This is a genomic window from Frankia sp. CcMO1, from assembly GCF_977945845.1.
On record NZ_CDWTMG010000022.1, the window covers coordinates 29,632 to 41,662 of the forward strand.

7 protein-coding genes are annotated in these 12,031 nt (G+C 70.9%); 4 read left to right on the forward strand and 3 right to left on the reverse strand.

Features of this window, described 5'->3' with window-relative positions; translation table 11 throughout:
* Positions 1-495 precede the first annotated feature (495 nt).
* Both AC08OU_RS05205 and AC08OU_RS05210 read left to right on the forward strand, forming a co-directional pair.
* Positions 496-3,957 (forward strand): SpoIIE family protein phosphatase, encoded by a 3,462-nt coding sequence (locus AC08OU_RS05205; protein ID WP_476599426.1) that lies wholly within the window; start codon positions 496-498, stop codon positions 3,955-3,957.
* A 193-nt stretch (positions 3,958-4,150) separates the two neighbouring features.
* Complete coding sequence (locus AC08OU_RS05210) at positions 4,151-4,975, forward strand: ABC transporter ATP-binding protein (RefSeq protein WP_476599428.1); 825 nt, start codon at positions 4,151-4,153, stop codon at positions 4,973-4,975.
* Between the two features lie 357 nt (positions 4,976-5,332).
* Here AC08OU_RS05210 and AC08OU_RS05215 read toward each other — a convergent pair whose 3' ends face one another.
* Positions 5,333-5,659, reverse strand: coding sequence for a hypothetical protein (locus AC08OU_RS05215; protein ID WP_462187376.1), 327 nt, complete (start codon positions 5,657-5,659; stop codon positions 5,333-5,335).
* A gap of 664 nt (positions 5,660-6,323) precedes the next feature.
* On the opposite strand from AC08OU_RS05215, the gene AC08OU_RS05220 reads away from it, so the two are divergent.
* On the forward strand, positions 6,324-6,656 hold the full coding sequence (locus AC08OU_RS05220) for a histone-like nucleoid-structuring protein Lsr2 (RefSeq protein ID WP_462187377.1): 333 nt from the start codon (positions 6,324-6,326) through the stop codon (positions 6,654-6,656).
* Positions 6,657-6,877: 221 nt separating this feature from the next.
* Here the strand turns inward: AC08OU_RS05220 and AC08OU_RS05225 are convergent, their stop codons facing one another.
* Positions 6,878-8,284 (reverse strand): aminopeptidase P family protein, encoded by a 1,407-nt coding sequence (locus AC08OU_RS05225; protein WP_476599430.1) that lies wholly within the window; start codon positions 8,282-8,284, stop codon positions 6,878-6,880.
* 1,093 nt (positions 8,285-9,377) lie between these two features.
* Between AC08OU_RS05225 and AC08OU_RS05230 the strand changes: the two genes are divergently transcribed.
* Positions 9,378-10,823 carry an LCP family protein gene (locus AC08OU_RS05230; protein WP_476604428.1) on the forward strand — a complete coding sequence of 482 codons (1,446 nt, stop codon included), beginning with the start codon at positions 9,378-9,380 and terminating at the stop codon, positions 10,821-10,823.
* On the opposite strand, the gene AC08OU_RS05235 is transcribed toward AC08OU_RS05230, so the two are convergent.
* A complete protein-coding gene (locus AC08OU_RS05235) occupies positions 10,817-11,854 on the reverse strand; it encodes a YihY/virulence factor BrkB family protein (protein WP_476604429.1) in 1,038 nt (345 codons plus the stop codon). The two genes, AC08OU_RS05230 and AC08OU_RS05235, sit on opposite strands and share 7 nt — an antisense overlap.
* Between the last annotated feature and the right edge of the window lie 177 nt (positions 11,855-12,031).

A 12,031-nucleotide genomic window follows, 5' to 3' on the forward strand; every position in this document is an offset into this window, starting at 1 on the left:
CCGCACTCCGCGCAGCCGCCCGTCTGGCCCGCTTCCGGCGCATTCCCGATGCTCTCCCCTGATTCTGCGGGAGCTGCCGGGACGCCTGGTACCCCCGTAGAGGGGATGCCTGGGCAGGCGTCTCTCGTGCCGATGTACCGGCCGGCGAACGTCGGGCTGTCGGAGGCGCTGCCGGTGGATCTGGGGCCGGTGGGCGCGGGGCCCGCGGGTGCGCGCTTCTCCGTGAGCCCCCCGGGATCCGCCTCCTGGCCATCGGGCGTTGTTCCGTCCGGCCAGGGGGATGTCTCCCCGGGACCGACTCCGGTCACCCGGTCCCAAGGGGGACCGCCGGCCGGCCCACACACCAGCCCTGGCCCACACACCAACCCCGGCCCACGCGCGCATCCCGGCCCGAACCAGGTCCCCGGCCCTAAGCACGCTCCCGGCCCGGATACCGGCCCCCGTCAGGACCGGGGAGCCGGCTCCGAGCTACCCGAGCTACCCGAGGGCTGGCCCATGGTCGCCCGGCCGGCCGCTCCGGCCGTGACCGCCGAGCCGGTCATACGGGATGTCATCGACGGCACCGAGCCGCGCCGCACGCCGGATACGCCAGGGATGCGCCGGTCCGATCCGGCGGGGCTGCCGGGACCGGGCCGGGCCGGTTTTCCCCCGCCCGGACACGCCCCGGGAACCGACCCCGTGGCCACGTTCGTGATGCTAGACGCGCTGTTCGCGTGGGCCCCGGCCGGTCTCGCCCTGCTCGACCCGGCCGGGCGGTTCCTGCGGGTGAACGACACACTCGCCCGGTTCGACCGCCGGCCGGTCCACGAGCACCTCGGCCGTACCGTCTCCGAGCTCCTCGGCGACACCGGCCAGGAACTCGACGCTCTGCTGGCACGGGTGCTGCGCACCGGCGAGCCGGTGGTGGACCTGGAGGTCGTGGTCGCCACCGATGGTTCCGGACCGCCGCAGACGTGGCTCGCCAGCTGGTATCCGGTGAACGACCCTCAGGTCGGGCTGGTGGGCGTGGCGTTCGTCGCGATCGACGCCAGCGGGACGCGGGCGGTCGAGAGGGAGCGGGCGCGGGCCGAGGCACGCTACCTCGGTCTCGTGGACGCCGCCGCGATGGACGTGTTCCATGCCGAAGGCGACGGGGCACTCGATGCCGATCTGCCCCGTCTGCGGGCCTTCACCGGGCGGCATCCGGCGGAGCTGGCCGGGTTCGGCTGGCTCGGCGTGGTCCATCCCGACGACCGGGAGCGGGTCGGGCGCGCCTGGCGCGGGGCGATCGAGCACGGTGAGACCTTCGAGGCCGAGTTCCGGATCTCCGGTGGCGGAGGCGACCGCACCGCCGTGCGGGTGGTCGAGGCCCGCATCGTTCCCATGCCGGCGGCCGGCCGGCCGAACAGCCGGCCCGGCGAGTGGCTCGGGGTGATCCGCGATCTCACCGAGGTACGCGCCGCCGAGGCTGACCGGGCCACGGCCGACCAGCGGGCCCGGATCGCGACGGAACGGGCCGAACAGACCGCGACGTTGGCCGTGGCGCTCGCCCGGACCCTGACCGTGGACGACGTCGTCGCCACCGTCCTCGACGTCGGGGGACGGATGGCCGGGGCCGCCAGCCGGGGCGTCGCGCTCGTGGACGAGGCGCACGACCAGCTACTCTTCCACGCCCCGCCGGGTCCCGCCGACGGCCTCGCCCGATGGTCGGAGGTGGCGCTGGGCGCGGTACATCCGCTGGCGGAGGTCATGCGGGGCGGTCGTGCACTGTTTCTCGTCGACCGCGACGAGCTGCTCGCCCGCTGGCCGGTGCCGGAGGTCGCCGACGTCGCCGCCGCGGCGGGTGAGCACGCCTGGGCGATGCTGCCGCTGGCCGTCGGGGGCGGCGCACCCTTCGGCGTGGTGACCTTCGGGTTCCGCCAGGCGCGGGAGTTCACCGCCGCTGATCAGGCATCCCTCGTCGCGATCGCCGACGCCTGCGCGCAGGCCCTGGAACGGGCCACCGGCTACGAACAGCTCGCCGCCGACGCCGCGCGCGGTCATCGGACCCTGGCGGCGACGCGCGAGGCGCAGGCCGCCCTGGCACTCGCCGATCGACGCTTTCGGCTGCTGGAGCGAGCCACCGGGATCGTGGCCGCGGCCGTCGAGCCTCCCGTCGCCCTGCGCTCCCTGGCCGAGCTGATCGTCGCGGAGGTCGCCGACCTGTGTGTCGTCCAGCTTGTCACCGGCACGCCCGCTCCCGTCCCGGCGTCCTGGAGCGGTGCCGCGGTGCCCGTCCGGGACGGGGCTGACGCCGGGGACGCGGCCGGGGACAGAGCCGGGGACGGGGACAGAGCCGGGGACGCGGCCGGGGACAGGGCCGGGGCCGCGGGGGGCCTCGAGGAGACGGCGGGGGACCGGGCGGCCGAGCCGGTGCCCGAGCTGCATCCACTCGTTGTCGTGGCTCGTGACGGGCTCGGCACGGTGCCTCCGTTCGCCTTGGGGGCCGGCGCGGCGACGTCGCCGACGAGTCCGTTCGCCCGGGCCGCCCACCAGGGCGAGCGGCTGATCGCCGCACTGGCAGCGGGCGAGTGGGATCCGCCGGCCGACGCCGAGCGGTGGATCCGCCAGGTGGGGGCCCACACGATGGCTGTCGTACCCGTGGTACGGGTCGGCCACGTCGTCGCCGTACTGAGTGTGACTGCCGTTGCGGATCGACCTCCGTTCACCGAAGCGGATCTGCTCTTGCTGACCGAACTCGCCGCCCGGGTGGGGGTCGTCCTGGACCGGATCGATCGGGGGGCGGCCGAGCGCAGCAATGCGCTGGCACTGCGTGAGGCGTTGCGCGGTTCTCCGCCCGCCGTCCCGTCCGGGCTCGAGGTGGCCACCCGTTACCTGCCCGGCGGGGTCGGTGACGACGCCGGTGGCGACTGGTTCGACGTGATTGACCTGGGAGCCGGGCGAGTCGCCCTGATGATTGGCGACGTGATGGGCCGAGGGATCCGGGCGACCGCGGTGATGGCGCAGCTGCGCGCGGCGGCCCGCACCTGCGCCTGTCTCGATCTTCCCCCGGCCGAGGTGTTGACGCTGCTGGACGGCATCGTCGCGGACCTGCCCGGGGAGGAGATCGCCACCTGCATCTACGCGGTCGTCGAGATCGACAGCGGGGTGCTGACGCTGGCGAGTGCCGGGCACCCGCCGCCCCTGGTCGTCGCGCCGGACGGGCTGGTCTCCAGGCTCTACATGGCGGTGGGGTCTCCACTCGGGGTGGCCCGGTCGGACGTGACCGAGTACACGGTGCGACTGGGACAGGGATATCTGATCGCCCTGTTCACCGACGGGCTCGTCCGGGGACGTGCGCGCGACCTCGACGCCGGAGTCTCGCAGCTCGCGGCCGCGCTCGCCCGCACCAGCGACAGGTTCACCGCGAATCTGGACGACCTGGTCACCGCGGCGTGTGCCGGTCTCGGTCCCGCCGTCGCCCCCGGCCCGGTGGGTTCCGGGACGGTGGGTTCCGGGACGGCCGGGGGGACGATCGACGCGGCGGCGGCCGACGACGTCGCGCTTCTGTTCGCCCGGTTGCCCGGTGAACTGACGGCCGCGGCGGCCCTCCTGGACGCGACCTTCGACGGTGCGGCGAGCCTGCGCGCCGTGCGGGCCCAGGCCAGGCTCGCGCTGGAGAACGCGACGCTGGCCTCGGAGGTCGTCGACACCATCATCCTGGTGCTGTCGGAGTTGGCGAGCAACGTGGTGCGGCATGGTCGCCCACCACTGTCGGTGCGGCTGCGCCTGCTGGGCGACCGGGCCGTCGTGGAGGTCGCCGACGGTGGCGGCCGGGTGCTGCGGCGGCGCCATGCCGCGGCCGAGGATGAGGCCGGCCGCGGGCTCCACCTGGTCTCCCGGCTCGCCGTTCGGCACGGCGTCCGTCCGGTCGCCGACGGGAAGGCAGTGTGGGCCGAGATCGACCTGACCGGGACGACCCCGCCCGAACCGGCCTGACGCCAGGGCCATGGAGGGACAATTGCGTGGTCTGTTAGATATGTCTGATTTACCCCAGTCCGGCAGGTGAAATCCATCCGGACGGCCGGGGCGGGGTTGACCGGGTGGCGGGTTGACCGGGTGGCGGGCTGATACGGGTGGACCGGCCGTCCCGGCGGCATCGGGAAGTCTGGTGTCGCGTAACGTGAGCTGTATGCCGGACGCGGTGCTGCGCCTCGACAATGTCAATGTCGTGCGAGATGGGTCATACCTGCTCAGGAACGTGTCGTGGGCGGTGTTCCCCGGCCAGCGATGGGTGGTCCTCGGTCCCAACGGCGCCGGGAAGACGACCCTGCTGCAGGTGGCCTCGGGCCGGCTGTTTCCCACCAGGGGCACGGTCGACCTGCTCGGCGCCCGTCTCGGCAAGGTCAACCTTCTCGATCTACGATACCGGGTGGGTGTCGTCAGTCCGGCGCTGGTGGAGACGCCACCCGCCGACGAGCGGGTACTCGACGCGGTGGTGACCGCCGGCTGGTCCGTGCTGGGCCGCGCCGACGAGGAGTACGACGAGGTCGATCTCACCCGCGCGGCCGGCCTGCTGACCCAGTTCGGGTGCCGTGGACTGGCCGACCGGCGGTTCGGAACCCTCTCCGAGGGAGAGCGCAAGCGTGTGCTCATCGCCCGGGCCCTCATGACCGACCCGGAACTCCTCCTGCTCGACGAGCCCGCCTCCGGGCTCGATCTGGGTGCGCGGGAGGCGTTGATGCGGCGGCTCACCCGCTTCGCGGCCGACCCCACCGCTCCTGCCCTCGTCCTCGTCAGCCACCACGTGGAGGAGATCCCGGTCGGGGTGACCCACGCGTTGCTGGTGCGCGGCGGCCAGGTGCTTGCGGCCGGTCCGGTCGCGCAGGTACTCACCGCGGAGGCGTTGTCCTCCTGCTTCGGGATTCCGTTGGATGTCGGCCTGGCGGCCGGTCGCTACACCGCCCGGCTTGCCGCCGGACCGCCTCCCCGGCATCCGGTGTCCGCCTCGGTCTGAGTCTGTGCCGCGGGTCTGAGTCTGTGCCGCGGGGTGTTTGTCCGTTCATGGGCCGATCGGCCGCGACCGGAGTCGGTCGATGGCCGGGTGAGCACGATCGGCGGGGTGCGGTGATTTTCCCGGCGTGATCCAGTCCCGAGTCACCGTCCGGTCCCGGCGTTGCGCGTACGGCCCGGTGGGCCATCCATCCTCGTCAAGCGGCCTCAGCCCGTCGTAGCGCGCCTTTTCCGGTATCGCCGGTGTGTTTTTCGTGGCGGCCATCGTGCTCCCTCTCCGGGCTCGTCCGTTCGTGGGCCGGCCGGCGCCCCGGACGCCGACCGCCGGTCGTCCCGGGAGCCGTCGCTGATCGGCCGTCGTTCATCGTTCGTCGAGCAGGTCCCACAACCATCCCGACCGTCGCACACCCGCGCCGAGCGACCTCAGCCGGACGGCAAGTTGCCGATCCGAGGTGATGACGACCACGGGCGCGACCGCGTCGCGCGCCGCCGCCACGATGGCGTCGTCGCCGTGCCCGGGGGCGTGCACGACGACGATGGTCGGTGCCGCGCGGTCCGCCCTCGTTGGAACGTGGCGGCCCTTCTCGGGCGCGACTCCCGCGGGCCCGACCTTTTCGGGTGTGATCTTTCCGGGCCGTACGGTTCCCTCGGGAACTCCGGCTCGCGCCGCACCCTCGAGAACGACCACGATCCGCTCAGGCCATTCCGGCCTCGATGATGGCCGCGGGTGCGTGCCGGGACGGGTGATCCGCGCCGAAATAGCATCGACCAGCCGTCCGGCCGCTCCTGGGCGGTCCCGCCACCACCCGTCGGGCCGGGAGCCAATCACGTTGGCACCGTCTACCACCCACGTGCGCGGGTACTCGTCCGTGGGTCGGCCCATAGCAGCGGCGCCGGAATCAGGGGTACTCATCCGGCGCGGCGATCCCCTTTGGCATTCGTACCGGTCGGTTCCGCTCGCGGCACCACCACCCCAAAGGCGCCGACGGCTGTTGCCCGCCGTTCGCCGGGCAATCGTCCACGGGAGTCGGTAGACGAACACGATCGGTGTCCCAAGGTCGGAGGACATGGACGCCGCCCGGTCCACGCCTGCCCAACTGTCCGCTTGCGGCCGGCCTTTCGACTGGGAAGGTGTGATTCGCAGAACATGATCATCCCTCTATCATGTGGAGCTTGCTCCCTGTCTTTGGGTTCCGCACTCCGACTGCCAGGGCGGAGTGCGTTGAGCGATGACTTCGTCTTCGGCGACCCAAGCTTGCGAGTCCGGCGAACCAGGCGTGACAGTTCCCCGCGTTCTCGTGGTAATAATAGACGCGTGAGTTCTGCGGTCCGCTGACCTGAAGGAGAGTGGCATGGCCCAGAAGACCATCGTCTCGTTGATTGACGATCTCAGTGGAGAAGAGGCTGACGAGACCGTCCGGTTCGGACTCGACGGTGCGCAGTATGAGATCGACCTGTCGGAGAAGAACGCCACGAAGTTGCGTGAGTCGTTGGCTCCGTTCGTCACCGCGGCTCGCCGTTCTGGCGGTCGGGCGGCGGGTGGCCGGCGTGGTGTGCGTGCCGCTTCGCGCCGTACCGGCGGAACCACCGACATTCGCGAGTGGGCGCGCAGCAACGGTTACACGGTGAGTGACCGGGGGCGTATCGCTTCCAACATCGTCGAGGCGTACGACAAGGCCCACTGATCCTGGTCTTGACTGCTTTTTCGGGGCAGGGACCGGGGCAGTGGAACCCCTTGTAGCGGTAGTGCCCGTGGTATTGGACGACGGGCCGCGCGATCCGGCGGACCGAAGATCGTGTGATCAGGTTTTGCATGGTCAGGTTCCTGCCACACCGGCCGGGCCGGTGTGGCAGGAACTATTGGCGTCGCCGCCAACGCAGTCTGTCGCCAGATCTGTTCGTTCCGTCAGTTCGGCAGCTGCCGGGCCATCCAGTTTTCGACGTCTTCTGCGGTTCGCGGAAGTGCGGCGGACATGTTCCGCCTTCCATCCCTGGTGACCAGGATGTCGTCTTCTATCCGGACGCCGATGCCCCGCAGCTCCGGCGGAACCGTCAGGTCGTCCGGCTGGAAGTACAGGCCCGGTTCGACCGTCAATACCATGCCTGGTTCCAGCGCCGCGTCGCGATAGGTCTGGTCGCGCGCCTGCGCGCAGTCGTGCACGTCCAACCCGAGCATGTGCGACGTGGAGTGCAGGGTATAGCGGCGATGGACGCCCCCTCCCGGGGAGCGTGGGTCCTCGGTCAGCGACTCCTGCGCACTGACCGGCAGGAGCCCCCAGTCGTCGAGCGCCGTGGCGATGACCTGCATGGCGGCCCGGTGCGGATCCAGGAAGGACGCTCCCGGCCGGACCGCGTTGATCCCGGCCTGCTGGGCGCGAAGAACCACGTCATAGACCTGGCGCTGCAGCTCGGTGAACCGTCCGTTGATCGGGAGCGTGCGGGTGACGTCGGCCGTGTAGAGGGACCGTCCCTCGACCCCCATGTCGAGCAGGGCGAGATCACCGGCGCGTACCGGCCCGTCGTCGCGGACCCAGTGCAGCGTCGTGGCGTGGTGGCCACAGGCGACGATGGAACCGTATCCCACATCGTTGCCGTCTACCCGGGCCCGCCGCCAGAACGTCCCCTCCAACCATCGTTCTCCGTTGGGCAGGTCCATCGCCCGACCGATTTCTCCCACGCACTCGGTGAAGCCGCGCACGGTCGCGGCGATCGCTTCGTCCAATCGGGCGATCTCGAAGTCATCCTTGAGCAGCCGCAGCTCGGAAAGGGCCTGTGCGAGGGCCAGATCGCGGTCGGTTCCTGGTCCACCCCGGCCGGGCCAACGCAGCACCGAACCGTCCACGACCGGATCGACTCCGCGTAGTACCCGGGTGTTTCCCGGTGCCAACCGCGCGAGCGCGTCCGCGAGCTCCGTGAGCGGCCGGCATTCGATCTCCAGCTGTGCCGCGGTCTCCCGAACCCCCGGTCTGGGACCGACCCACAGTTCCCCGTATCGCCGGTCGGTGTAGAAGGCGGAGCTCGACCGGTCGGACCGCCCGGCGACATAGAGCACCGCATCATGCTCACCGGCCGCGTTGGGTAGCAGAACCAACACGGCATCCGGTTCATGGCAGCCGGTCAGCCAGAAGAAGTCGCTTCCGGGACGGAACGGAAAATCTGTGTCGTTTGCCCGTACCCGCAGACCGCCGCTCGGCACCACAAGCGCGTCCGCCGGGAACCGCGAACCCAACAAGGCGCGACGTTTCGCGGTGTAGGGTGCGCAGTCATCGCGGGATGGCACAGCGTCGTCAATCGGCGCCCACCCGGTCGACATAAACCGCCGGAACGCCGCGTGTGGTTCCTCGTCGTGGTTGGCCTGCCCGGGTTCGCGCACGGAATCATCCGATGCCGGAGGTTCATCGGCCCCGGTGGGGACAACGCCCGGCTCGTCGGCCGTGATGAGGTTCGGATCACGCCCGGCCGGCGCGCTCTCGGGCACCCCCGGGCCGGTCGGTGGAGGTGAGCTTTGGTGGGACTGGGCACTCATAACGTTAACGGTAGGCCCCGTTGTGGACGGCGGGTAGCGCGCGAGGCGTACCGCCATGCCCCGCGCGCCGGCCGGACTTCCCGTCGTTGGTCCGCCGGGCATTTGGTGCATCGCACCGCCGCGATGATGCCGGGCCGATGTGGGCGGTCGCGTCGCGACATGGGTCCGGGCGCCGCTACCCACTTCGCCGCCTTCGGACCCTTCCACGAAGACTGTTCCTCCCACTTCGGGTGAGTTAACGAGGGCACGCAATCGGTTGTGGGAGATCTGAGGGATCCGGTCGGTTGTGACCTTCCGTCGTGGACCGTTAACTCATCTTCCGGTCGGTGGGGAAGGCGGGTCCACGTTGCACGGACCAGGTCGGTCCGGGTGCGGACGTCCTCGGCGTGCCGTAATGCCGGTCCGATAGCCACCGGCATCGTGCGGTTCGGGCACTGCACTCGGTTCGGGTACTGCACTGCGTGTCGCGAACACCACCGGAGACCGGCATTATTGTCGCGCATCCCGATATCGGTGGTTGTCGTCGGGATCGCAGGATCGGGATCGGGCCCGCGACCGGTCTTGATGCTCGGCGCCACCCGGGGGTCTGCCACCGCTCGGCTCGGCGGGGACGGTCCGGGCGGCGGCGTCGGAGTCCGTACGGTCCGTGGGCCGGCCGGGGGCCTGCGGGGTCGCACATCCGATAACCCGTTGGGAATGCCATGACGCCCGTCACCCGTCACCATCGAAAAGACTGTCCGGGAGGGTTCCGGTCCGTCCGCGCCCACGTCGTGCCAAGGTGGTCCGGCGGGTTCGCGCCGGTGGTGGACGGTCCCGGCCTCGGGCGGCGCCATTGGCGCGGATGATCTCATCCCGGTGGATGGGGGAGGAGGACGCGGCCATGACCTGGCCTCCGGATCGTCCGGAACGGTACGGGACGGCGGGACGGCGGGACGGCGAGCGGCGTGGCCGGTCCGTCCGTGACCCGCGGGACCCGCGCCGGGCCCCCGAGGAGGACTGGCTCGTCGGGCAGTGGCCGCGCCGGGAGCACCGGCCCGCTCCGCGGGGCCACGATGACGAGCCGCGCGTACCTCCGGGCGCCTACCCCGATCCCTACGGCCGGTACCCCGTCGATCATCCGGCGGCCGAGCCCCGGTACGACCGGCCGGCCCCGGAGGGTCCCGCGGAACCCGGGCAGAGCGGCTTATGGCGCGGTCTCACCGCCGTGGCCGCAGTGTTGGCGACCCTCGTCCTCATCCTGGCGACCGGTGGCTGGGCTGTGCTGAAGCACTACGACGGCAGGGTGCGCCACATCCCGCTGACCTTCTCCGCCAGCGCGGACCGGCCGGCGTCCGCATCGGGTGGAACGCAGAACATCCTGCTCGTGGGATCGGACACCCGGACGGGGACCAGCGGCGAGTTCGGCCAGGTCGAGGGGCAGCGGTCGGACACGACCATCCTCGCCCACCTCGACGGCGACGGTTCGACGACCCTCATCTCCTTCCCCCGGGATCTGTGGGTGCGGATCCCCGCGTACACCGACGCGGCGGGCACGCAGCATGCGGCGCAGCGGTCCAAGCTGAACGCAGCCTTCTCCTACGGCGGGCCGTCCCTGCTTGTGGCCACGATCGAGAACCTCACCGGGATCCGGGTCGACCACTACGTCCAGATCGACTTCATCGGCTTCCAGGGGATGACGGACGCCCTTGGCGGGGTCACCGTCTGCATCAAGGAGCTTCCCCCCGAGCTGAAGGCACGGGGCTTCGACAACCTGCACGACCATTACTCCGGGTTTTCCGGTCAGGTCGGCGAGAACACGCTGAACGGGGCGCAGGCCCTCTCCTTCGTCCGGCAGCGGTATGGCCTGCCCGAGAGCGACATCGACCGCATCCGCCGCCAGCAGCAGTTCCTCGGTGCCGTCTTCCAGCGGATCGCGTCGACGGACACCTTGCTCAACCCGGCGAAGCTGCTCGGGGTGGTCGACTCCGCCACCTCGGCGCTGACGCTCGACGAGGCCACCTCTCTCGCCGACCTCCGGCTTCTCGCGGTGCGGATGCAGTCGATCGGATCGGGCGGCGTCGCGTTCACGACGGTGCCGGCGGCAGCTGGTACTCGCGGGGGGCAGAGCGTCCTCGTTCCTGAGCCAGCCCAGCTGGGCGCCTTCCTCAAGCCCTTCGGCGGTCGTGTCGCCGACGGGAGCTCCACCGGCGCACTCCCGGCTGGCGCGGGGGGTGGCTCCTTCGCTGCGGTACCGGTGCCCGCTGCGGTACCGGTGGTCTGGTCCCCGGCCAGCGCGGCGGGAAGGTCCGTCCCGGGTGACGCGGGCGGGGTGTCCTGCACCTATTGAGGTGGCCTCGAGGCGTTCAGTGCCGAGTGGCTGCCCCGACGGCGCGGTGGCTGCTCGTCCAGCGCCGCGTTGAGCTCCGCGCCCAACAGCACGGCCAGCGCGGTGATGTAGAAGAACAGCAGCACCGCCACCGGTGATCCGAGCGAGCCGTAGACCAGTTCGTTACTGAACACGATCTCCAGGTAGTATCGCAGCACGCCGCTACCCACGAGCCAGCAGACGAGCGCGAGGATCGCTCCGGGCAGCGCCCGCCACCAGGGTTGGCGTACCGGCAGCGAGAGGTGGTATAGCGAGGTCAGCATCGCCAGGGCCACGAGTCCCACGACCGGCCAGTAGAGCAGTGGGATCAGGGTGCTGACGAGGGGATGGCGACCGGCGTCGAAGATCCGCGAGATCAGTTCGGGCCCCAGGACCAGCGCAGGCAGGAGAATGACCCCGCTGGCCACCTGGGCGAGAAACAACCACAGCGCCAGGAGCCGGCTGCGCACCGCCGAGCGCAGATCGCGTTGGCCGTAGGCGATGGTGATGGTGTTGACGAAGGTCGCCATCGCGGTTGACCCGGTCCACAGGGACAGCACGAAACCGATGGAGATCACGTCTGGTCGGCCACGGGAGAGGATCTGGTCGATGGTTGGGCGCACCGCGTCGTCGACCACCGATTCGGTCAGCAGGTCGCCTGCGCCGCGAAGGATGCTCTGCCGGGCGCGGTCGAGGGCGTCGGCCCCGATGGCGTCACCGACGTAGCCGAGCGTTCCCAACAACGACAGCAGGAGCGGGGGCAGGGACAGCAGCTGCCAGAATCCCGCCTCGGCCGCAAGCCCCAGGACCCGGTGCCGCCAGGCATTGGTGATGGTCCGACGGGCCAGTCGCAGGGGTCCCCGGGGCAGCCGGTGGAACAGCGTGCTGCGCCGGATGGCGGTCCAGGCCGCGGCGTGATGGTTTCTGGCCCGCGTCAGCAGCCCGGGATTCACCTCGACGGCCACTCTGCGCAGCAACACCATCCAGCGGCCGCTCACCGGGGACGATGCCACGGGAGCCGGTGCTTTGTTTCCCGTGGCGGACACGGCCCCCACCGTATGGCCTGGCGTTCCTGGGTGCCGAAGGGCATCCAGGAACGGAGTGGGTGATCGCGGCGGAGGCCACCCGGAGTAACGGATGGGCCGCTGGCCAGCAGCAAGGAAGCAACCAGGATTCTGAATATATCAAAC